Source organism: Polynucleobacter sp. Adler-ghost (assembly GCF_018688495.1).
In the GTDB taxonomy this organism is placed as follows: Bacteria; Pseudomonadota; Gammaproteobacteria; order Burkholderiales; family Burkholderiaceae; genus Polynucleobacter.
Genome location: NZ_CP061320.1, coordinates 1,357,821 through 1,379,752 on the forward strand (window position 1 = coordinate 1,357,821; position 21,932 = coordinate 1,379,752).

Genomic DNA, 21,932 nt, shown 5'->3' on the forward strand with positions numbered 1-21,932 from the left:
CTTAAGCCGCTAGTTTCAGACTGCGATTTAAAGGTCGCGCAAACAGCTCTGCTAAATCAGCAGCCTGCTCATATCCATGCACGGGGCTAAACACCAACTCAATTGACCACTTAGTCGTAATACCCTCAGACTCAAGGGGATTGGCTAAGCCAAGTCCACAAACCACGATGTCGGGCTTATCACTCCGACAGCGATCTAATTGCTTCTCGACATCCTGTCCTTCAACAATGCGAATATTTTCCGGCAATAAATCAAATTCACATTCCAAATGCTGCTTATGAATATAGGGTGTGCCTATCTCCAGAACTTTCATGCCACATTCTTTGGACAAGAAGCGCGCTAAAGGAATTTCTAGCTGTGAATCTGGGAAGAAGGAAATACTTTTATTTTCCAAAGCTGGCAGGTAACGTGCGAGACTCTTTTTAGCCCGATCAATTCTGACTTGGGTTACTTGATCAAATTTGCTGTCATCAATACCCCAAGCCTTGGCTGCAGCTTTAAGCCATGCAGTGGTGCCTTCAACTCCAAACGGGAATGGTGCAGATAGTCTCTTTGCGCCCCGCTCCTCAATGAGTCTGGCGGTTTCAGCTAAGAAGGGTTGGGCAAGTAGGTATTGAGTATTGTTGTTGATCTCAACAACTTGCTTTGAACTCTTTGGCGGGAAGAACGATACATTGGTAATTCCCAACTCATTAAAAATGCGCTGGAATTGATCCTCAACGATATCTGGCAAGCAACCAACGATGAGTAAATTTTGTTCGGCTGCAGGAGCTTGTTTTGGTGTGTCAGATATTAAGGATGCCAAGCATGCATCCTCGCCTTGAGTAAAAGTTGTCTCAATCCCGCTGCCTGAGTAACTCAATATGCGGCATTGATTGATCATCTCTTTATTTAATCTTTGCGCGGCACGAGACAGATCTAATTTAATCACTTCTGACGGGCAAGAACCTACCAAAAAAAGCATCTTGATGTCGGGACGCCTTGTCAGTAAAGCCTTTACAACGCGATCTAGCTCATCATGCGCATCCGCAATTCCAGCAAGATCACGATCATCAATAATCGCCGTCGCAAACCTTGGCTCTGCAAAAATCATGACTCCAGCCGCTGACTGAATCAAATGCGCGCAGGTCCTAGAACCAACAACCAGGAAAAAGGCATCTTGAATTTTTCGGTGCAGCCAAATGATCCCTGTGAGTCCGCAAAATACCTCTCTTTGGCCACGCTCTTTATAGATTGGAATATTTTTCCCAACATGGGACTGAGCTTCTTTTGGCAGATCAACGATAGCGTTCATGCTGCAACCTGGTCGTTAAACTGCAGGCGAGCCATCCGAAGCTTATAAATAAATTGGCCTGCATTAATAAAATAGGATGCATACGCTGCGAGAGCGAGATACATCAGGCTACGATCACTCATACCGCCAGCCATGAGGAAGTAGAGATAAATTGTATGTAGGGAGATGACCAACATACTAAATACGTCTTCCCAGAAGAAACTATCGGCAAATAGATACTTTCCGAAAACAACCTTCTCCCAAATACTTCCGGTAAGCATGATCAGATACAAAAAGAAGGTTTTAACCACTACTGAGATAGTGGCTAATTCATAGTTACTTCCAGAAATGAGATATTGCAAGACCAAATACAGACTAATGAGGCAGACTAAAAATTGAACTGGCGCCAAAATTCCCTGAACTAGGGTCCACACAGTAGCATCGCGTTTTGCGCGTTGTTCCTGACTGTATAGAGGCTTATTAATCTTCATTTTTGGACGTCATATATTTGGCTATGTGTAAACAAAACTTTACGCCAATTAGAACTTACTAATACTAGTACTTTCCCTAATTTATACTAGTATTTACCCTAGTTAATAGAAAATAATTGCCATTATTAGATCTCTAGTGTAATAATTATTTTACATATGTTTGTAAATAACACAACAATTTAGATCAAGGGCCATTTGGTGAATCCATCTTTTAAAAAAGAACTCATCATGGAAGTGTTCAGTACGCAACTACCCCGCTTAGTTGAGGAAATTGAACGCAAAGTTGAGGGAGCCAATCAGCCCAAAGCCTCTAATGAAGATGGTTGGATTGAGTCTCCAGCACCTACCCTGGGTAAAAAGGGGGGCATGCTGGATGATGAGGAGATTAATCGGATCACCCAATTACTACTATCTACTGAAGATGGTGCCTTTGAACTCGCAATCACAGTACTCAAAACTCATGGGGTATCAATCAATTACATCGTCTTAGATCTGATACCCACTATTGCAAGAAGATTAGGCAAACAATGGGAAGATGACACTCTGAGTTTTGCTGAGGTATCGATTGGCGTCAATAGACTTGAGCGGGTTATTCATAAGCTCGACTACCTTTTTCAGGTGACTCAGCTAGAAAAAAGGGGGGATCATTCAATTCTCATCTCGGTTTTTCCAGAATCGCAGCACTCTTTAGGTACGCTCATTCTTTCCAATTACTTTATTCATTCCGGCTGGCGTGTTTATCGTCCAGAAAATACCAGCTTAAAGTCCATCAGCCGAGAGCTTGAGTCAAATAAGCATGATGCTATTGCCATCTCAATATCGTGTGACGAGCAATTAGAGCGGCTACCAAATACCATTAATGTCCTGAGGGAAAAATCGAAGAACCCGAAAATCATCGTTCTTATTGGTGGCCCGCTCTATAATAAAGCGCCTGCAAAATTTGATCACATTCAGGCAGATATAAAAGCATTTACCCCTGAGGAATGTGTCGAAAGATTAAATCTTGTGCTCAGTCAAATACAAAAATAATTATTAGAAAAATCGGTAAATAAAATATAGTGGCCAAAATTTTTAATCTAGATCCTCAAGCAATCGATGCCTTAGATGTGCATCAAGCAGCCGCCATGCTGTCGCTTTCAGTCGATCTTGTTCTTGTGATGAATAATTCAGGCTTAATAGAGAATGTATTAAACGGATCAAAGCCGATTGCTAACAATACACAGTCTTTAATCGGGAAAAATTGGCTCGATACTGTGGCTATTGATAGTCAACCAAAAGTAAATGCCTTGCTAAAGACAGGTGAGGATGATTCCGAACAAAAGTGGCGCCAAGTAAATCAATGGGTTGAAGGCTCGCCCTCTCTTCCAATTCAATTCAGTACGATTTTTTTTTCAAAAGAAAATAAGCTGGTTGCCATTGGCAAAGATCTCAGCAGTATCTCCACGCTGCAGCAAAAGCTTGTAGAGTCTCAACAAGAAATTGAGCGTGACTATGCCAATCTTCATGCAATACAAAATCGTTACGTCCAACTATTTAATAATATTGATCAAGCCTATTTAATAGTAGACAGCCAAACTTTGAAGATTCTTGAGGTCAATAAATCCGCAGGCTTTTTAGTAGGCGATTTAAAAAAGATTCAAGGGAAATTATTTACTAATTTATTTCCTGTAAAAGATTATGAAGCGATCCAGACCTACTTGGCAGATTCAAAATCCGGAATTATGCAGTCTTCAATTCAATCAACGCTTGAGAATCTCAAGGAGAATGTAGAAATCTCTAGCGTCTTATTGCGTGAAGGCAATCAAAATATTTGCCTTGTATCTATTAAGCCAAGATCGAAGAGCGTCCAGACTAATAATCTGAATGAGCAAACCACTTTACTTACACAGGCCATTGAAGACTTTCAAGATGGCTTTATTGTCTGCAGTACTAGCGGCGTCATTTTGACCGCCAATAGCACCTTTGTTTCTATGTCTCAATCTGCCCAGAAAGAAAATATTCTCGGCAAGTCTTTGGAAGTATGGCTTGGAAGAGCAGGTATTGATTTAAAAATAATTCTTGGCACCGTACGTGAATATGGTTCCATCAAAGACTACTCAACAACCATTACCGCTGATGATGGTAGCTCACCACGAGAAGCCCAAATTTCAGCAGTCAGCTTTATTAGTGGAAAACTTTCAGCGGTTGGCATCAGCATTCATCTAATCTCGAAATCTGTGCAACAACCCAGCGCTAAATCTGAGAACTTGGGAAAGAATGCAAAAGAACTGACCCAATTAGTTGGGAAAGTTCCTTTAAAGCAAATCGTTACTGAGACTACTGACATTATCGAAAAATTATGTATTTTGGCTGCTTTAGATCTGACTATGTCCAACAGAGCATCAGCAGCTGAATTACTTGGCTTATCTCGACAAGGTCTTTATATCAAAATGAGACGTTTTGGCATCGTTGATGGTAATGCTGCCGAAGATCTTGATGCCTAATTTCTCATGACTAATCAGACAGCAGTATTAGCTTTAATTAATATTGCTGCTGGTTCTGGTGGATGGGGACTATCACGCTATATTCTGGGTAAATATCCCTTCACTGGAGTGCCCGGACTTCAGTTCTGCAAAGTATTGGGCTCTGGATTTAACGGGGGATTTAGTACAAAACCAAGCCTCACGAAACAAGGCTTCTTTTGTGTATTTGATGAACCAGAAAATGCGGGTGCTTTCTTAAAGAAAGCTTCTATCGTGCGTGCATATCAAGATCATTCCAGTGAAATGTTTACCGCCACACTTCAGGCATACTCAAGTCGTGGTTCGTGGTCTACATTTTCAATTCAAGACTTGGTACAAAAACCCATTAGCGGACCTATTGCATCCCTCACTCGGGCCTCAATTAGACCTACTAAAGCGATGCAGTTTTGGAACAAAGCAAAGCCTGCTGAAGATTCTATTAATAAAGCATCTGGAAAAGTACTGACCGCGGGACTTGGCGAAGCGCCCTATCTTCGCCAAGCCACGTTTACTATCTGGAATGATGAGCAATCTCTAGATCGCTATGCGCAGGAGGGGGCTCATCTCGCCGCTATTAAAGCTGCATACGGTAAAGACTATTTTTCCGAATCGATGTTTACGCGCTTTGTAGTCAATTCAGCTCAAGGTGTATGGCAAGGTAAGCATGTTGACATCGCCTAAGGTTCTGATTGTTGGGGCAGGTGTCGGCGGTCTTAGTGCCGCCTTGGCGCTATCTCATCAAGGTCTCGATGTTACGGTAATCGAGAAGAATTCAGGGCCAGGCGGAAAGATTCGCCAAGTGCAAGCAGGTAATTCTTTTATTGATTCTGGTCCTACCGTCTTTACGATGAAATGGGTCTTTGAAGAACTCTTTGCAGATTGCGGAGAAGATTTTGATGCAGAATTTGAACTTGAGTCGCTAGACATTCTCGCAAGACATAGTTGGGGTGATGCTTACTTAGATCTCTACGCTGATAGCAAAAAAAGTGCTGATGCTATCGGTCAATTTAGTGGAGCAGAACAAGCAAGGCAATTTTTACAGTTTTGTAAAACAGCAAAAAAGGTATACCAAGCACTTAAAACGCCTTTTATTGAGTCCCCTCGCCCCAGCATGATGGGAATGATGTCCTCTTTAGGGCTAGCAAAAAGTAAAGTGCTTTGGGATATCGGCCCTTTTAGTAACTTATGGTCAGCATTGGAGCGCTACTTTCCCGATCCCCGTCTACACCAATTATTTGGTCGCTATGCAACCTACTGTGGCTCATCACCCTATTTGGCCCCAGCAACCCTGATGTTAATCGCCCAAGTAGAAATGGAAGGTGTTTGGTCTATTAAGGGCGGAATGATCAAAATCCCCGAGGTCATTGCACGCTTAGCCCAAAAGAAACAATGCAACTTTAGATACAACGCTGAAGTCCAATCATTGGATATTGCCGGGGATAAAGTAAAAGGTGTATTACTCTCTTCCGGCGAATATCTTAACTGTGATTACCTGATTTTCAATGGCGACATTAACGCCTTAAAGCATGGCTTACTGGGTGAACCAGCTAGTGAAGCAATTCCTAAAAATCTTCAACAGACAGACTCCCTGTCTGCAGTCACTTGGTCAATGCAAGTAAAAGCATCTGGCTTTCCACTGGTCAGACACAACGTTTTCTTTAATCAACCTTACCGTAATGAGTTTTCGGATATTTTTTCTCAGAATAAGATTCCAGAAAATCCGACGGTGTATATATGTGCTCAAGATAGAACGGATCATGCGATCGAGAGCGACTCACATGAACGACTGCTTTGCCTGGTCAATGCACCAGCAAATGGTGGCAGTTCATCCTACGATACAAAGGAAATAGATCGATGCGAGCAAAAAATCTTTTCACTCATGAGCCAATATGGTCTTCAGCTTCAGAATCTGGAAATGACTCGAACGAGCCCTCAAGAATTCGCCAAACTCTTTCCAGGTCGTGGGGGAGCTCTTTATGGTCAAGCAACCCATGGATGGATGAGCTCATTCCAGAGGCTCGGTTCTCAATCTCAAATCAGCAATCTACTGCTGACGGGGGGAAGCACCCATCCGGGTCCGGGAGTTCCCATGGCGGCTATGTCCGGTCGCTTGGTGGCCGCAACCCTAATGGAACACCTCGGTTTGACCAAGCGGTAGATCCAGGCAATTATCTCTGGTGGTATATCGATGGTCTGAGTGATGATGGTCTTTATGGTTTTAGCATCATTGCATTTGTCGGCAGCGTGTTCTCGCCCTATTACGCTTGGGCTAATAAAAAACAGCCTGCCAACGCAAATGACTACTGCGCTATTAATGTTGCGCTTTACACACCGAATTCAAAATACTGGACCATGACTGAGCGAGCTCAGAATGCAATCAAGAGAACAGAACATACTTTCACGATTGGCCCCAGTCATTTACATTGGGACAAGGATGTATTAACAATCAATATTAAAGAGCGTGTGCCTTTACTGGGGCAAAAGGTAGAGGGAACAATTAAGGTATATCCAGATCAACTCTTTAATCAGGTTGTTGCATTAGATGATCTTGGAAAGCATCGCTGGGGGCCGATCTCTCCATCGGCAAGGGTCGAAGTCTCCTTTACCAAACCCAATTTACATTGGAAGGGAAGTGCCTATTTTGACTCGAACGAAGGCGATGAGGCAGTCAGCCAATCGTTTAGCGAATGGGATTGGTCTAGAGCACATCTTAAGGACGGTAGTACAGCCGTTATTTATGATGTCCGTCAAAGTAATGGCGTCGAGCGCATCATTGCCTCCAAATTTAATCTCGATGGCACAGTTGAGCCCTTTGCAGCTCCCGAGAGAGTCTCTCTACGCAAAACTGGCTGGGGCATCAAAAGAAATATGCGCTCAGAAAAGTCTCAGTCAATTGAGCTCTTAAATACCTACGAAGATACCCCGTTTTATGCGCGCTCCAGAATCCAATCCCACCTACTTGGGGAGGAAGTCATTTCAATGCATGAGACCCTCAACGTGAATCGCTTAAAGTCCAATATTGTGCAACTCATGTTGCCTTGGAGAATGCCTAGAAACCCGACAATGATTTTTTAAGCTAATCGGGTTTTTAGGCTTGCTGCTGAGCCTTAGCATGATAGCTTGCTGTTTTTCGGAGTTCGACTTTTTCAAGTAGTCCTACAACCCAAATTAATCTTTCCTCGACACTTCCAGTGTAATGAGCGTAAGGCTCTTCTGGCCTGACGACATCAACTAAAAATTGAATAGAGGCAATCTGACTAAAGCTACGGTCTGGCTTTGCAGTAAAAATAGCGGTTCTAAAAGCCTTAACGAGTAAGAGTAGCTTTCTCTTTTTAGAGACTACAGCACGTCGGGAGACTGAATCATAAGCTTGTCGCTCTACCTGACGACTGATTTCCGAGTAAATAAAGCTAGCAGCGGCAATTGCTGACCTACAGTTACGCGGTAAGCCAGAGAATCCAAAGGAAGAACGGTTGTAAAGGTCATCCGCGTAAGTAATCAGTCTTTTCACTACTCTGGATAATGCAGGACTAAATTGTGGATCGAGTAGCCACTGATCCGGATCAATACCCTCCTCTTGAAGCCATTGCTTTGGAAGATAGAGTCTGTGATTTTTTGCATCCTCACCAACATCTCTGGCGATATTACTTAGTTGCATTGCCAATCCGAGCTCGCATGCCCTCTCTAAGACAGCGCGATCTCTGACCCCCATGATTAAAGTCATCATGACTCCTACGGTAGAGGCCACTCTTGCCGAATAATCACAGAGTTCCTCTATCGTGTCATATTGCCTACCATGGCGATCCCACCTGAATCCCTCAACAAGAGCCTCTAGCAATTCCCTGGGAATCAAAAATCGTTCAACCACTAAGGCTAGCGCCCTGTCTGCAGGGATATCAGCGGGATTCTGCGCATAAATGCAATCGAGTCGATGCTCAATTTGTTTGATAACATCATCTGGAGCATAGGGGTCGTCCACCATGTCATCCAATAGTCGGCAAAAAGCATACAGGGCGATGGCAGAATCTCGTATTTTGCTGGGTAATATGCGTGAGGCAGAAAAGAATGACTTAGAGCCTTCTTTCATGAGATCTTCACAAGTCTGGAGATCTTGCTGAAATCCAAATTCAGCGGTAATTGCTCTATCGTGCACGGCCACCTGCAACCTTGACGGGCTCGATTAAGGAATCAAGGGCTTTTGCTGAAGACAGCACTCCAGGTATGCCAGCACCAGGGTGGGTGCTAGCACCAACCATATACAGACCCTCAATGTCTTCGCTACGATTATGCGGTCTGAACCAAGCGCTTTGGGTTAGGAGTGGCTCAAGTCCAAATGCAGCACCCTTAAATGATAAGAGTCTGTCTTTGAAATCCTCCGGAGTCATCACAAAGGATTCCACAAGATTTTCTTCTAAGCCAGGCAAAACCGTCTCTTCCAACATTTTGGCAATAGCCTGCCTATAGGGCTCAGCCTCTTTCTTCCAATCCGTTCCACTATCTAAATGGGGCACGGGAGACAAAACATAAAATGTGTCGCAGCCATCTGGTGCCAGACTAGTGTCGGTAGCAGTCGGTCGATGCAAGTAAAGACTGAAATCTTTTGCTAAGTGATGACGTTTAAAAATATCCTCTAGTAATTCTTTATAGCGTTTGCCAAGCAACATCATATGATGCGGGATTTGTGGATACTGTTTCTTGGTTCCAAAATACCAAACAAATAAACTCATGGAATACTTCCCATTGTTTATTTTTCTATCTGTCCAGATCTTTCTATGCTGCGGCTCAATGAGATTTTTATAAGTCCACGCAGTATCTGCATTGGATACCACCTTATCGGCGTAAATTACCTCACCGCTCTCTAGGGTAACGCCTGTGACCTTACGATCGACGATATTAATTTTCTTAACTGTGCTGTTATAACGAATTGAGACACCAAGCCCCTCTAACAAACCTACCAATCCTTTAATAATGGCGCCAGTGCCACCCATCGCTGAATGTACGCCCCACTTACTCTCCAAGGAATTAATTAAGGCGTAGACAGCTGTTACTGAAAATGGATTACCGCCAATGAGCAAAGGATGAAAGCTCATGACCTCTCGGAGTTGAGGATCTTTCATATGCTTGGCTACCAAGCTGTAGAGAGTTTCCCATGCCCGCATTTTGATCAGACTGGGGAATGCCTTTGCAAGATCGGCCAGACTATCAAAGGCGACATCGCCTAACTCTTCAAAACCCAACTTATAACGGTATTTGGCATCTTCCAAAAAGCGTAAATAACCCGGTAAATCCTTGGGATTAAATTTACTGACCTCCCGCTTCATTTGCTCTAAATCGCCGGTGTAATTAAAGATCCGTCCATCAGCAAATCGTATTTGGTAGAAGGGATCCATGGCTCGAAGATCAACATCGTCGGCCATTTTTTTACCGCACATCTCCCACAACTCTTCCAACAGAAATGGGGCAGTAATGATGGTGGGGCCAGCATCAAAGGTAAAGCCATTCTTTTTATGAACGAATGCCCTGCCCCCTGGACTCTCAAGTCGCTCCAATACTTGTACTTGATACCCTTTTTTTGCCATGCGAATGGCGGAAGCTAGACCCCCAAATCCCGAACCTATAACTAGCACACGTTCAGCATGATGGCCGTCATTAAAGGTTGTGATTTGTTCCGGAATCTTAAATAGATCGACCTTTTGGTCCATCACACTTCCTTTAGTGAAATCCCCCTCTTACTCCCGATGAATAAGAGGGGGTCTACATCAATTCTTAGCGCTATGAATACTATCGCTCGGCTTAGTCTTAGCAGGTACGAGATATGGATAATCTTGCAGCATGCTTTTTCCTAATAGAGGCTTATTCACTCCTTGGTGGCAAGTTGCGCAATTGGCTTTGGCTACATCACCAGTAGGTCCCAAACGATTTGCTGGGAATACATCCGTTAAGGAGCTAATGAAATTCGTATTAACATCCTTCAGCATTTGGATACCGTGCCAAGCCTGTACGCGCTGCGGAGTACTTTGCTCCCAACTAGAGAAATTATTTGAGTTGTGGCAATAGGTGCAGTTCACATTCAGAGAAGTAGACATGTGAGTCATGAAGCCGTACACATTTTCAGTGCTCTGCAGGGTGGCCTTATTACCAGTCGGCAATGCGGTATCACCAATCACTCTTGCAGCCCCAGACTTACTTGTTAAATAGCTTCCAAAAGGTTGATTTGGCAATGAAGTGTATCCAACATTGCTTGAGGGATCATTTTGCCCATTAGCATTGCCGAGCATATTGCCGCCCCGCTTTTCTTCAGGATTAAACCAAACGTTTTGTGGAATATTATTACCTCGGTGACAGGTATAGCATGTCACCCCAGTAGTTTTCACGTGGTTATTCCAGGTGCCATTGATCTCTTGATTCATCAAGATCATTTTTCTAGCAACAGTCTTGGTGTACAAAGAATCATCAGCAAAGTTTTGAACGTTATGGCAGTATGCGCAACCCTCTTTTGGCGCAACCCAAGATGTCATCGACACCATGAAAGCACCAAACTGAGCGGTACTTAAGTTATTGAGTACCTTCACGTTCTTGTAAACAGTACCAGCCTTAGGCCCATCAGCCGATGCTGGAACTCCTGCTGGCATTTCATTAATCTTTGCCAGTTGAGCATCTGTTCTCGGATTATTGATCTGATCCATACCAGTTCCTCGGAAGCCAGTTTGCTTTGAATCTACTGGCGGCCGCTCGCATGCAGTCAGCATCAAAATACCGAGAATTCCCAATACAACTGTTAATTTATGGCGTAGGTTTTTCATTTTTTCTCCCCTATAGCAACTGGAGCAGCGGGCGCTGTAAGGGCAGGATCTGCCACTGTTCCATATATTGCTGGATAAGCGGGTGCAATGTTGTGCTTCACACCCCATAAATACCAGTTATCAACTACTGTTCCAGTTAACAAGATTCCAATACCACCTGTTAGCGGGGTAAGTACTGCAAACCACCAAGCCCAACGGTGAATGGATTCCATGGTTGCATTGAAACCCATGGTCCATCTCCAAAATAGTGCAGCGCGCTCTGAAGCTGTACCGCGATCAACAATTTGCTCGATTTCTCGCTCGCCACCAAATCGGCTTACCGCCAGAATAGTTGCTCCGTGCATTGCGAATAACAAAACGGATCCATACAAGAAAACAATCGAGAGCATATGGAAGGGGTTGTAAAACAAATTACCGTAGCGAATCGAAAATGCAGATACCCAATCTAGGTGGGAGAAAATTCCGAATGGTACTGCTTCACTCCAGCTGCCCATTAAGACAGGTCGAATGAGGCCGAGTACTAAAAATAACCAGATTGCGGAAGCAAATGCCCAAGGAACATGGTTACCCATACCCAGTGCTTGTGCACGACGGAAAGTTCTAAGCCACCACAACATAATGGAAATCGTAGAAAAGAGACCCACAATAAGCCACCAGCCGCCCTCATTTAGAGGTGGGAAGCTAAGGCCATATTTTGGCGAGGGAGCATCCAAGGAAAGCCAAAACAGTTTTTTGACAAACTGGAGTGGATTCCATCCTACCTGGGCCAGCATATTCATACCGATGATGAAAAATGCAGTCATGCCAAAGATAAGTGATGCGACGCCAAGTCGTCCCAGGTAAACCGGTCCGAGCTGAGCATTGCCCAGACGCCCCAGTAAATGGCTAAAGCCAATTGAGCGAGTTCGCTCACGCATATCGTATGCGTTTATGGGCACGCCATGACTAGCAGGTCCAGTTACTTGAGTTTGAGTAAATAAGTTTTGATATTCCATGATGCTCTCCGCATATTTAAATCAGCTGAAAACTACCCCCAGATAGGCAAATTCAACCACCACGTCCACCACTCAGGCCATCCTTTTGTCCAGAAAGGCCCGCTGATCACGATACAAACTGCACTCCAAAATACGGCTGCTAATGCCAGGAATAGACCAAGACGATGAATTCCCAAGGTTCCTACTGAATAACCAATAATGTCTCTGAAGAAGGTATCTTCATGCTCTGGGGTTTTTACAGTCTGACCTGGAGCAGGATTTGTAGAAGACAAAATCAAAGCGCCATGCAGCGCAAGCGCTAGTGTTGTGGTGAAAAATAAGGTCACCGCAATCATGTGCGCCGGGTTGTAATGAAAGTGCAGATACTGATAACCCGTATTGGATACCCAATCTAGGTGACTCAATATTCCGTATGGGAATCCATATCCCCAGGCACCCATCAGTACCGGACGAATGACCACCAAGGTAAAGTACGCAAAAATTGCCATGCTAAAGGCCAGCGGCACATGAAGGCCCATACCCAGTTTTCTGGAGATCTCTACCTCGCGCATAGCCCATGATCCGAATGCGCCCAATGCACAGATCGTAATGATCTGCCAAAGTCCACCCTCCATCATGGGAGCCGGTCCAAGACCATACTTTAGGTCTGGCGGGGCAATATTGATTTGCCAGGGATTAAATACCCCTGCGTGAGAGGCTCCCCAGAAAATCATTGCAGTCCCGAGAAACGTAAAGAAGACTGTAGTGACACCAAAAAATCCCACGTAAAACGGGCCTACCCAGAAATCAAATAGATCTCCACCGATAAGCGTTCCGCCGCGTACGCGGTATTTCTTTTCAAAGTTGAGCATGGCCATTTAGCGCTCCTTGCACTATGAGATTTTTTCTCATAATTAATTAATATTGCGTAGACGAATTACTATCTCTAGAAATTCGTCTACGGTTGGTACATCTACTTACTTCTTCGCTGCAGAAATTGCTGCTTTGTACTGCTCTTGACTCATACCATCCAACCATTTGTATTGAACAGTGCTCAATAAAATGAGATGAATCATCGCTGCCAAAGCAAAGAGAAAAACTCCTTGCGCAACCATTGCACGTAGTGGGTCGTATAACTTCCAAATTCTCCACATAATATTTCTCCTAATTTAAGTAAGACATAAAACCGTAAACACCTGATTCCACTGATTTGAAGAAGGATCCCCCATCAGATCCAGAAAATAACCACGCTTTCTGGGAAGCAGGCAATACAACCAAAAAGAGAGCCGCCATAAAGATCACTACATAGCTAATTACAAAAATAATCTTGAACGACAATGTATCGGGAAGATGATTCTTATTCATTAAATCCGTATTGGTCTTCATATAAAACACTCCTTTTAGTTGAATCTATTTACTATGTACTTACTGCTGCATCAAAAGAACCATGGACGCCATGCCCATACAAGTATGTGCGCGACGACTGCGATAGCAGTAAATCCAAGCAAACCTTGCACATAAAATGCATGGAATTCTTGAGCTTCTGCATCGGTAAGCCCAGATATAGATCTGTTTTCACTCATGATGACTACTCCTTGAAACTGACCTTACGGTCTTTTCTACATCACCCCTGTAGATTTGGGGATACAGCTTTACTACGCCATATACGTTTAGCCTTTTAATAAGGCAATTTCTTTTATCAAAAGTCATACTGTCTCTCCACTCATGTGGGATAGCGTTGACTTTTGAACACAGTCGACTGTCACTCTTTCAATGTTTTGTTTGCGAGCCTCAAACTCAGCTTCATCACGAATTCTTTTTGCAGCTGATATTTGTGTGAGCACGGGCTGATTACTGATTAATTTGTTCATTAATGCTTGAGCTTCTTCTTCCCAAGGAATGGATGCGATCTGGCCCTGTATTCTTGCCGGGGTTGGATCCACCTTGTCCATCTCTGTGCCTAAAGGTAGGATGTGAAAAAGAGCATCAAATAATGAGTTACACACTTCTTGAATCAGATATACCGCTCCGGAATAGCCCATAAATGGAGTTCCGGTATGCCGACGAATAATCGCACCAGGAAAGGAAGCGGGGATATAGGAAAAACGTGCATTCACTTCGCTGCCGTACATCCGTTCGTTATAGCTACCAAACATAACCAATGGTGTTTTTTTCTGAACCAGATCTCTAATTTCAACGTTATTCGTTTTATTACCTGGCAATCTAGAAACAGCAAAGTTACAAGGAAGACCCATTTCCTCTTCTAGGAAATTTCGCACGCCGCGGGTATAGGTTTCGTTTGCAACGATGGCAAAGCTGGCGGTACCAAAGAAGTCTTGGGTTACAGAGCGCCATAAATCCCATGCTGGCTTGAGTGTGGTGTGCTTTTCTTTTTCAATAAAGCCTTCCACATCGATCTCACAAAGTTCGCCAAGCTTACGAAGGAAGGCTGTAGTGGATTGCATCCCAATTGGCGCTTGCAAATAAGGGCGCTCTAGCGTCTCACACAACAAGCGTCCATATTCGCGATACATACAAATATTGACATCTGCATTGACTAACTTGGCAACATCGGCAAGATGAGAGCTCAATGGGAATACCATATTGACCTCTGCACCAATACCTTCTACTAAACGTCTAATTTCTGCAAGGTCACTATATAAATTAAAGCTGCCATAGGCTGGTCCAATAATATTGACCCTTGGCTTTTCGCCCTCTGCTCTTTCGCGCTTTGGAATCTTTTTGAGGCCGTACTCTGTCCATAACCAATTCATGGCACGATTTGCGCACTGCCACTGATCTTCATCAATGGTTCTTGGTAAGAAACGCTTAATTCCAGTTCCTTCTGGTGTCACACCGCCGCCAATCATTTCAGCAATAGAGCCTGTAACTACTACTGCTGGTAAATTGGGATCGAGCACCTTATGGGCCCGCTTCATGGATTCTTCTGTGCCTTCTCTACCGAGCTGCTCTTCTGCTAATCCAGTAACCACAATCGGCAACTCATGCGGAGGCAATGCATCGGTGTAATGCAAGACTGAAGTCACTGGTAAATTTTCACAACCGACAGGTCCATCAATGACAACCTGCAGCCCCTTGATAGCTGTAAAGACATACACAGCCCCCCAATAGCCGCCAGCGCGATCGTGATCAATGACTAGCATTAGCCCATCTCCTCCGCTTTTTGCTTAGCGATTGCCTTTTCTAACTTGCGGCGAACTTCAGCTTTGAATTCAGGGCGATCTACCGGCATGTCTTCCCACACACCAGTTGTGTGCTCGGTACCAACGCCTTCAAAGAATTCAGTCATGTTATTGAATCGCTCTTTGTTAGCTAGAGCTGCATTAATAACCTGGGCTAATGATCCCGCACCTGCGGCACCCATTAGCGGACGTGCAGAAATTAAATTCGTGAAATACAAGGACGGTATGGCTAATTCTTTTGCTTTTTGAACTACTGGTGTTGTGCCAATAACCAAGTCCGGAGAAAACTCTTTCATTGCAGCAAGGTCTTGCTCAAGAGAAGCGCGGTATCGGACATGTATGCCACGGGATTCAAGCCAATCTAAGTCTTTGCTGCTCCAAATTGTTTTTGGACAAGCTGTTCCAACATAGCGAACATCTGCCCCACTCTCAACCAATAGTCGAGCAACCAGCAACTCTGATCCCTCGTAACCACTGACAGTAATTCGACCTTTGATGGGCTTAGCATCTAAGGCCGCCTTAATCATTGGTAGAAATTTTGACTTTGCATTGCCAATTTTTTCAGCACTGACACCACAGGCCTTGCCAATTTCATCAAGCCAGTCAGCTGTACCGTCATATCCTATTGGTGCAGAGCCAACAATTTGTCTGCCTGCAGTCTGAAACTCACGAATACTAGCTGTATAAAAAGGATGAATAGCCGCAACCACTTTTGAATCCATCGCTTGATACAGCTCGCGCCATTCTCTAGTGGGAACAACAGTTCCGACAGCCAAATCCATGGGCTCCAGCATCATCCCAATACTGATAGGGTCTACCGGGAACATTTCTCCAAGTAAAGTGATGGTTGGCTTCTCTGATACACCGTTACGAGGAGCTTGAACTGGTCCGCTTTCAATTTCATTCCGCGCATAGCGCAACATAGCGCTGGCTAAAACATCTTTTGCCTCGGCATGGGTCGGAACTCCAAAGCCAGGAACATCGATACCAATGATGCGAACACCATTAATTTCTTTTGGCAGCAATTGAAGTGGTACACCACTTGCAGTCGGTACGCATAAATTAATAATGACGATGGCGTCGTAAAGCTCAGGGTTAGCCTCTTTGTAAACTGCTTCACGAATGTCTTCGAATAACTTGCCAGTTACTAAGGATTCAGAATTAAATGGCACATAACCTACGCTGCGACGGGCACCATAAAAATGCGAGGTAAAAGTTAAGCCATAAACGCAACAAGCTGAACCTGACAGAATGGTGGATGTGCGACGCATTCTTAAGCCAACTCGTAAAGATCCAAATGCAGGGCACATACTCTGCGGTTGGTCATGAGGCCCCTTTGGGTAATCTTGAGCGTACTGCCCCAAGATCTCGCTCTTACTAGCATTTTTTGCTGCAGCGAGTAATCCTTCTGCGCCAGAATGGCAAGCAATCCCCGATACATCGGCAGATGCATTTTGAATAGGAATTACTTTAGATGATTTCATTTGGCTCTCAGTCTCTATGCTTTGTCATAAATGACTTCGAGAGTTGGCTTAATCACTTCATTTTTGCCAACCATGTCAAAAATAGTTGCGGGCTCTAGTACGACATCTCTACCGACTTGGCTTGCAGAAAATAGTCCTAGCAAATCATCTGGAGCCATTGGTTTTGGTCTTACAGGTGGCGCCTCTGCAACATTGCTAGCTAACTCTTCAAAGAGTGGGCCCCATTGTGAATCTGGTCGACCGATGATTTCGTAACTAGCACTCTTTCTTCTAATATCGTCGTTTGCAGGAATAACAGAAAGGATAGGAATTCCAACTTGTTCAGCGAAGGCGGTGGCTTCACCAGTGCCATCATCACGGTTGATAACCATACCTGCGACACCTACATTGCCGCCCAACTTCCTGAAATACTCCACTGCAGAGCAAACATTGTTTGCTACATAGAGAGACTGCAAATCGTTACTTGCCACCACAATGACCTTTTGGCACATATCGCGAGCAATTGGAAGACCAAAGCCACCGCAAACTACGTCACCCAAGAAATCAAGCAATACATAGTCAAAGCCCCAGTCATGAAAGCCAAGCTTTTCTAAGGTTTCAAAGCCATGAATGATTCCGCGTCCACCGCAGCCTCTGCCAACCTCAGGTCCACCAAGCTCCATGGCGTACACGCCATCGCGCTTAAAGCAGACGTCACCGATTTTGACTTCTTCGCCGGCTAATTTTTTCTTTGAGGATGTTTCGATGATAGTTGGGCATGCCTTACCACCAAAGAGTAATGATGTCGTATCGCTTTTAGGATCACAACCAATCAGCAGTACTTTTTTACCTTGCTGTGCCATCATGTAAGACAGGTTGGCTAAGGTAAAACTTTTACCGATACCACCCTTGCCATAAATGGCAATGATTTGAGTTTCTTTTTTGATCTCGCCGGTATGAACCTGATCAGGCTCGATAGCAGCCTCTTTCTTTAATGCTGCGAATTGAATCGTAATTTCTTTTGGGACGCTTGGCGCATTCATGATGCTTCTCTCCAGTCAACAATCATTTTGAGACAGTTTGGATCCTCAAATGCGGTGTGATAAGCCTCACCAATTGAGCTTGGGGTTCTGTGATGCGTAATTAATCCTCGCAGATTGAGGTGTCCGCTTGAGATCATTTGTTTAACATCGGCTAGATCCTGAGGCGCCCACTGAGCGGCAATTCGAAATCTCGCCTCTTTCATGAAAGCCTGCGGAAAGTTAAATTGAATATCTTTGTTATAAAAACCAGCCAAGGTAATTTCTCCGCCTGGCAACAGTTGTCCAACCAGTGAATTTAAGACGTCCACCTGGCCGCTAGCATCGCAAATGTTTTTATATTTACTCTCTTGATCTTCACTAGGATGAACGACGGTATAACCATCAGCCTTACCCATGCGATCTGAATTAATTTCCCAAACAACGGGGTGGCCACCTAGCATGACCGCAATTCTGGCGATCAAGCGGCCCAGTACGCCATGCCCAACAATTAAGTCTGGTTGCAAAGCCTTCTTACCCTGAGTCACGTGATATGCAGTTGCTGCTAGAGCCAGCAATACGCCCTCCTCACCAATCGTTTCTGGGAGGGCAATAATTCGATCGCTTGGCACCACAACATGAGAAGAGGCACCGCCAAATAATCCCTTCACATCACCAAAGCATTTAGCGCCAGGCACGAACACCCGTTGGTTCAAGCTAAATTTGGATTTTTTACCAACTTTAGTAATGCGGCCAACAGATTCGTATCCAGGCACTAATGGATAGCCCATGCCAGGGAAATCAGGCATGGTTCCATTCCAGAGTAATTTTTCTGTGCCAGTACTGATTCCGCTCCACTCAATCTGAACAACTACGTCCTCATCCCTTGGCTCATCAAGCAAAAGACGCTTCAACCGAAGCTCGCCTGGAGACTCGAGTAAGACTGCTGTTGAATGAAGTTGACTTGGCATTTGTATATTTTTATTTACTTTGCTGTATGTAAACTAATTTATACACATTATAGGATATGAACATCAGTATTTACCCTTAATTAAGGGCTAATTAGCAAAACTTGGGCGTTAATCGGCATATTGGAGGGAAGAACTTCCACTTTTTTGAAGCCTGAACCGATTGCCAGGGCCGAAATCTCAGAAATACTCCTGGGTTTGCCGCGACCCATAGCAAGTAGATAAAAACCAAAATAAGCGCGTCCCATTGCAGGATGCCCCGGAGTATCAGCCATCGGCTCAGCAATCAATAGCTTTCCATTGGGTGGGAGTGCTTCAAAAATTGAACGTAAAAGAATTTTGACTCGCGCATCATCATGATCAAAGATCACCCGAATCAATGTAATCAAATCGGCTCCATGAGGCAGTGGATCCTTAAAAAAATCACCACCGAATACTTGAATATCTTTTTGTTTTTGGTCTTTCAAAAAACCATCTTGTGCAAGCTCCGCTACGCCTGGAAGGTCAAATAGTTTTCTCTGCAAGTGAGGCGCATTCAGATGCACTCGTTTTAAAAAAGTTCCTTGACCACCGCCAACATCCAGAAGACATTTGTGCCTAGAAAAATCGTATGCATCAACTACTTGGTCGGCGACTAGTGGGAGTGATGCAGACATCAAATCTGAATAATTTTTTACCCGCTCTTTATTTAATAAGGATTCTTGTTCCTTTTCATCTTCAGAAACATAAGGCCAAAATTTTTCTAGATTTTTATTTTTAATTCCACCTGATAGCAATAACAAAGGATCTTTAAGATCTTCATAAAGTACAGTGTGATGCTCGATCATGGCAGACAATGCGGTGTTACCAACCATGGGGGCGCCAAGTGTACCCAAGCCATATCTTTGGTGAGAGCGCAGCTCTATTAGATCAATAGATACTGCGCCATCAAGTAACTTCTGTAGCGCACTCAACTCAAGACTGCAATTATTTTTTATCTGCCCAATTTCTAATGGGCCATTTTTTAAGAGGTTAAATAGATTGATTCGAACGCAAGCAAGCAGTATTTGTGTGTAGACAAATCCGGCCATTAAATCAAACAGTTGATTGGCTCTTTTTTTTGCAATTCGATTGATAAAAGGGATTTTTGAAACTGCATTTTGAAAACGACTATTTGCAATGAGCTTATCTCGATAGATACAGAGTTTGTCCCAAAGGCTATACTCCCCAAAGCCTGTATTGACCGCAGATGATTCTAGTAAGGACATATTGATAAACGATTCGAGTTTAGGCAAGTTGTCTTTGGGTTGCTATCGCAATTTGTCTCTCGCCACGCTCGAACCAGGATGAAGGGAGTAGTCTCTCCGCCTCAAATGCTACCAGTTTTTTAAGTGCTACATCACCCGCACAACTTGGGATCGAAAGTATTGCTTTTCCAACGAGAGAGTCAAAGTGTTCAACAGCGCCATTGAGTCCCAATTCTTTTGCAGAACTTGGACGATGGTGCTCTTCATCTTGTCCTGCTGGCTTACCAAGAAACTGAGCATCCCCCAAAACATCACGAATATCGTCGGCGATTTGATAGGCCTCACCTAGCCATTCCCCCAAGCCCATCCAGGTTTGTGCATCAGCACCAGCAGCTTGTGCGCCGCTAGCTGTTGCTGCGGCAAACAGTGCTCCTGTTTTTGATCTTTGGTAGTCACTGAGAACTGCTTGCGATTCACACTCCCAGGATTGGCCAGCAATAATTCCGAAAGGCGCTCCTACTCCCTCAGAAATTGTTTTAATAATTGGGGCTAGGCGTTGCGCTGATCTTCTCGAAGCAGCAGCAACTGTTTGGTATGCCATCACAATCAGAGCATCACCTGCAAGCACCGCTAGTCGCTCTCCAAACTCTTTGTGAACCGAGGTTTGACCTCGACGCATTTCCGCATCGTCAAAGCAGGGTAAATCATCATGCACCAGAGATCCGCAGTGAATCATCTCAATGGCAATTGCACTTGCCATTGATAGTTGTGGATCATCGTTACCGCAAGCATGAGCTACTGCCAAGGTAAGTTGCGGTCTAATGCGCGCACCTCCAGGAAACACTGCATGTCTAATGGCTTTACTCAGTAAAGCTGGGCCTTTTACTGACTCATGTGATTTCAAGGCTTGCTCTAAGGCTCTATCCAAATGCTTGATTGGTGACATGTTCTTGCCCCTAAAAGGAATAAATTACTTTGTCAAAATAAGAATACGATTTAATATGTAAAAAAATATAGACACTATTTGGATGGCTGTCAAACCAATTTATTCGGGTAAACCCTTAATTTTTAAATGTAAGTTGCTGAGGATGATGAAAAGAGTTCCAAAAGATTGGCCCAATAGCGCCTATAGCCAGGAAGTTCAGGTTGGGGATTTATTTTGGCATGTGCAAATTGTAGGAAATTCACCAAGTCATCTGCTCTTGCTTCACGGCACTGGATCATCAACACATACTTGGGGACAAATCTTCACAGAGCTATCAATGCATTACACCGTGATTGCAGTGGACCTGCCAGGTCATGGCTTTACAAAAAACTTAGGCAATAAAACACTTAGCCTGGATCAATTGGCTGACAGGCTTACAGACCTGAGGAAGGCTTTAAAGATTGATTATTTCGACAGCATTGTTGGGCACTCTGCTGGAGCAACGCTGGCCTTAAGTTACGCACTAAAAAATAAACAGCCAAAGACAATTATTGGACTAAATCCCTCGCTTATTAGCTTGCCCAATTTTTACAACAAGTTCATAGCTCCGTTTCTCAATCCCATTGTGACCTCATCATTTTTTACGGCCGTGTTATCCGACTTTCTACCAAAGACAAAGATGATTGATAGCCTATTGGATTCGACCAAATCAGTCCTTCCGCCTGAAAAAAGAGAGCGCTATAAAACACTCTTCAAAAGTGCAGATCACCTCAATGGTTCCATGAGCTTCATGGCTGGGGCGGATATCCCGAGCCTACTCAATCAGTGCAAGAAAATTAACTCTAGATTGACATTTATCGTCACAGAGGATGATGGGTGGATTCCGATGAAGCAACTCTGTGAGGTGATTAGAAAAGACTTTATCAATCCTCATATCCTAGAGAAAAAGGGTGGGCATTTATTTCATGAGGAATCAGAAAAACAAGCGCTTGAATTAATTATGGGCGCACTAACAGAAGAAGAGGTAAAGGATGTTCACGCTGACTAATGTTGGACTATGCCTAGGTGCTGCAATAGGACTAGGAC

General features: G+C 44.1%; 22 protein-coding genes. 6 read left to right on the top strand and 16 right to left on the bottom strand.

What is annotated here, in order from left to right; translation table 11 throughout:
- Nucleotide 1 precedes the first annotated feature (1 nt).
- Nucleotides 2-1,294 (bottom strand): ferredoxin:protochlorophyllide reductase (ATP-dependent) subunit N, encoded by a 1,293-nt coding sequence (locus ICV89_RS07110; protein ID WP_215307738.1) that lies wholly within the window; start codon nt 1,292-1,294, stop codon nt 2-4.
- Nucleotides 1,291-1,764, bottom strand: coding sequence for a 2-vinyl bacteriochlorophyllide hydratase (bchF, locus tag ICV89_RS07115; protein WP_215307739.1), 474 nt, complete (start codon nt 1,762-1,764; stop codon nt 1,291-1,293). The genes ICV89_RS07110 and bchF overlap by 4 nt, the downstream gene beginning before the upstream one ends.
- Nucleotides 1,765-1,962: 198 nt before the next feature.
- On the opposite strand from bchF, the gene ICV89_RS07120 reads away from it, so the two are divergent.
- The 5 genes from ICV89_RS07120 to ICV89_RS07140 all read left to right on the top strand — a co-directional run bounded on the left by ICV89_RS07120 (nt 1,963) and on the right by ICV89_RS07140 (nt 7,340).
- Nucleotides 1,963-2,793 (top strand): B12-binding domain-containing protein, encoded by an 831-nt coding sequence (locus ICV89_RS07120; RefSeq protein ID WP_215307740.1) that lies wholly within the window; start codon nt 1,963-1,965, stop codon nt 2,791-2,793.
- Between the two features lie 29 nt (nt 2,794-2,822).
- Nucleotides 2,823-4,247, top strand: coding sequence for a transcriptional regulator PpsR (ppsR, locus tag ICV89_RS07125; RefSeq protein WP_215307742.1), 1,425 nt, complete (start codon nt 2,823-2,825; stop codon nt 4,245-4,247).
- A gap of 6 nt (nt 4,248-4,253) precedes the next feature.
- The gene (locus ICV89_RS07130) at nt 4,254-4,946 is read left to right on the top strand and encodes a spheroidene monooxygenase (RefSeq protein WP_215307744.1); all 693 of its coding nucleotides are present in this window, start codon (nt 4,254-4,256) and stop codon (nt 4,944-4,946) included.
- Complete coding sequence (crtD, locus tag ICV89_RS07135; protein ID WP_215307746.1) at nt 4,930-6,423, top strand: 1-hydroxycarotenoid 3,4-desaturase CrtD; 1,494 nt, start codon at nt 4,930-4,932, stop codon at nt 6,421-6,423. Before ICV89_RS07130 ends, crtD begins: the two co-directional genes overlap by 17 nt.
- 86 nt (nt 6,424-6,509) lie before the next feature.
- Nucleotides 6,510-7,340: a carotenoid 1,2-hydratase gene (locus ICV89_RS07140; RefSeq protein WP_251370806.1), complete on the top strand. Its 831-nt coding sequence runs from the start codon at nt 6,510-6,512 to the stop codon at nt 7,338-7,340.
- A gap of 13 nt (nt 7,341-7,353) precedes the next feature.
- On the opposite strand, the gene ICV89_RS07145 is transcribed toward ICV89_RS07140, so the two are convergent.
- The 14 genes from ICV89_RS07145 to ICV89_RS07210 all read right to left on the bottom strand — a co-directional run bounded on the left by ICV89_RS07145 (nt 7,354) and on the right by ICV89_RS07210 (nt 20,867).
- Complete coding sequence (locus tag ICV89_RS07145) at nt 7,354-8,418, bottom strand: phytoene/squalene synthase family protein (protein WP_251370807.1); 1,065 nt, start codon at nt 8,416-8,418, stop codon at nt 7,354-7,356.
- Complete coding sequence (locus ICV89_RS07150) at nt 8,408-9,967, bottom strand: phytoene desaturase (protein ID WP_215307748.1); 1,560 nt, start codon at nt 9,965-9,967, stop codon at nt 8,408-8,410. The genes ICV89_RS07145 and ICV89_RS07150 overlap by 11 nt, the downstream gene beginning before the upstream one ends.
- Before the next feature lie 57 nt (nt 9,968-10,024).
- Nucleotides 10,025-11,068, bottom strand: a complete 1,044-nt coding sequence (gene pufC, locus ICV89_RS07155; protein WP_215307750.1) for a photosynthetic reaction center cytochrome PufC — start codon at nt 11,066-11,068, stop codon at nt 10,025-10,027.
- Nucleotides 11,065-12,063 (bottom strand): photosynthetic reaction center subunit M, encoded by a 999-nt coding sequence (gene pufM / locus ICV89_RS07160; protein WP_216861255.1) that lies wholly within the window; start codon nt 12,061-12,063, stop codon nt 11,065-11,067. The genes pufC and pufM overlap by 4 nt, the downstream gene beginning before the upstream one ends.
- Before the next feature lie 32 nt (nt 12,064-12,095).
- On the bottom strand, nt 12,096-12,920 hold the full coding sequence (pufL, locus tag ICV89_RS07165; RefSeq protein WP_215307752.1) for a photosynthetic reaction center subunit L: 825 nt from the start codon (nt 12,918-12,920) through the stop codon (nt 12,096-12,098).
- A gap of 99 nt (nt 12,921-13,019) precedes the next feature.
- Nucleotides 13,020-13,196, bottom strand: a complete 177-nt coding sequence (gene pufA / locus ICV89_RS07170; protein ID WP_071608677.1) for a light-harvesting antenna LH1, alpha subunit — start codon at nt 13,194-13,196, stop codon at nt 13,020-13,022.
- 10 nt (nt 13,197-13,206) lie between these two features.
- Nucleotides 13,207-13,428 carry a hypothetical protein gene (locus ICV89_RS07175; protein ID WP_215307754.1) on the bottom strand — a complete coding sequence of 74 codons (222 nt, stop codon included), beginning with the start codon at nt 13,426-13,428 and terminating at the stop codon, nt 13,207-13,209.
- 50 nt (nt 13,429-13,478) lie between these two features.
- Nucleotides 13,479-13,625: a light-harvesting antenna LH1, beta subunit gene (gene pufB, locus ICV89_RS07180; protein WP_046330418.1), complete on the bottom strand. Its 147-nt coding sequence runs from the start codon at nt 13,623-13,625 to the stop codon at nt 13,479-13,481.
- A gap of 123 nt (nt 13,626-13,748) precedes the next feature.
- Nucleotides 13,749-15,206 carry a chlorophyllide a reductase subunit Z gene (gene bchZ / locus ICV89_RS07185; protein ID WP_215307756.1) on the bottom strand — a complete coding sequence of 486 codons (1,458 nt, stop codon included), beginning with the start codon at nt 15,204-15,206 and terminating at the stop codon, nt 13,749-13,751.
- Entirely contained in the window at nt 15,206-16,729 is a 1,524-nt protein-coding gene (bchY, locus tag ICV89_RS07190) for a chlorophyllide a reductase subunit Y (RefSeq protein ID WP_215307758.1), read from the bottom strand. Before bchY ends, bchZ begins: the two co-directional genes overlap by 1 nt.
- A 14-nt stretch (nt 16,730-16,743) precedes the next feature.
- Nucleotides 16,744-17,751, bottom strand: coding sequence for a chlorophyllide a reductase iron protein subunit X (locus tag ICV89_RS07195; RefSeq protein ID WP_215307760.1), 1,008 nt, complete (start codon nt 17,749-17,751; stop codon nt 16,744-16,746).
- Nucleotides 17,748-18,698: a chlorophyll synthesis pathway protein BchC gene (bchC, locus tag ICV89_RS07200; RefSeq protein WP_215307762.1), complete on the bottom strand. Its 951-nt coding sequence runs from the start codon at nt 18,696-18,698 to the stop codon at nt 17,748-17,750. Before bchC ends, ICV89_RS07195 begins: the two co-directional genes overlap by 4 nt.
- Before the next feature lie 80 nt (nt 18,699-18,778).
- Entirely contained in the window at nt 18,779-19,942 is a 1,164-nt protein-coding gene (locus tag ICV89_RS07205) for a methyltransferase (protein ID WP_215307764.1), read from the bottom strand.
- A 19-nt stretch (nt 19,943-19,961) separates the two neighbouring features.
- Nucleotides 19,962-20,867: a polyprenyl synthetase family protein gene (locus tag ICV89_RS07210; protein WP_215307766.1), complete on the bottom strand. Its 906-nt coding sequence runs from the start codon at nt 20,865-20,867 to the stop codon at nt 19,962-19,964.
- A 142-nt stretch (nt 20,868-21,009) separates the two neighbouring features.
- Between ICV89_RS07210 and ICV89_RS07215 the strand changes: the two genes are divergently transcribed.
- A complete protein-coding gene (locus ICV89_RS07215) occupies nt 21,010-21,894 on the top strand; it encodes an alpha/beta fold hydrolase (protein ID WP_215307769.1) in 885 nt (294 codons plus the stop codon).
- Nucleotides 21,895-21,932: the final 38 nt, after the last annotated feature.

Coding starts and splice junctions, on each gene's coding strand:
- ICV89_RS07110 (WP_215307738.1), bottom strand. CDS start 1,294: ATGAACGCTATCGTTGATCTGCCAAAAGAAGCTCAGTCCCATGTTGGG.
- bchF (WP_215307739.1), bottom strand. CDS start 1,764: ATGAAGATTAATAAGCCTCTATACAGTCAGGAACAACGCGCAAAACGC.
- ICV89_RS07130 (WP_215307744.1), top strand. CDS start 4,254: ATGACTAATCAGACAGCAGTATTAGCTTTAATTAATATTGCTGCTGGT.
- crtD (WP_215307746.1), top strand. CDS start 4,930: ATGTTGACATCGCCTAAGGTTCTGATTGTTGGGGCAGGTGTCGGCGGT.
- ICV89_RS07150 (WP_215307748.1), bottom strand. CDS start 9,967: ATGGACCAAAAGGTCGATCTATTTAAGATTCCGGAACAAATCACAACC.
- pufC (WP_215307750.1), bottom strand. CDS start 11,068: ATGAAAAACCTACGCCATAAATTAACAGTTGTATTGGGAATTCTCGGT.
- pufM (WP_216861255.1), bottom strand. CDS start 12,063: ATGGAATATCAAAACTTATTTACTCAAACTCAAGTAACTGGACCTGCT.
- pufL (WP_215307752.1), bottom strand. CDS start 12,920: ATGGCCATGCTCAACTTTGAAAAGAAATACCGCGTACGCGGCGGAACG.
- pufA (WP_071608677.1), bottom strand. CDS start 13,196: ATGTGGAGAATTTGGAAGTTATACGACCCACTACGTGCAATGGTTGCG.
- ICV89_RS07175 (WP_215307754.1), bottom strand. CDS start 13,428: ATGAAGACCAATACGGATTTAATGAATAAGAATCATCTTCCCGATACA.
- pufB (WP_046330418.1), bottom strand. CDS start 13,625: ATGAGTGAAAACAGATCTATATCTGGGCTTACCGATGCAGAAGCTCAA.
- bchZ (WP_215307756.1), bottom strand. CDS start 15,206: ATGCTAGTCATTGATCACGATCGCGCTGGCGGCTATTGGGGGGCTGTG.
- bchY (WP_215307758.1), bottom strand. CDS start 16,729: ATGAAATCATCTAAAGTAATTCCTATTCAAAATGCATCTGCCGATGTA.
- ICV89_RS07195 (WP_215307760.1), bottom strand. CDS start 17,751: ATGAATGCGCCAAGCGTCCCAAAAGAAATTACGATTCAATTCGCAGCA.
- bchC (WP_215307762.1), bottom strand. CDS start 18,698: ATGCCAAGTCAACTTCATTCAACAGCAGTCTTACTCGAGTCTCCAGGC.
- ICV89_RS07205 (WP_215307764.1), bottom strand. CDS start 19,942: ATGTCCTTACTAGAATCATCTGCGGTCAATACAGGCTTTGGGGAGTAT.
- ICV89_RS07210 (WP_215307766.1), bottom strand. CDS start 20,867: ATGTCACCAATCAAGCATTTGGATAGAGCCTTAGAGCAAGCCTTGAAA.
- ICV89_RS07215 (WP_215307769.1), top strand. CDS start 21,010: ATGATGAAAAGAGTTCCAAAAGATTGGCCCAATAGCGCCTATAGCCAG.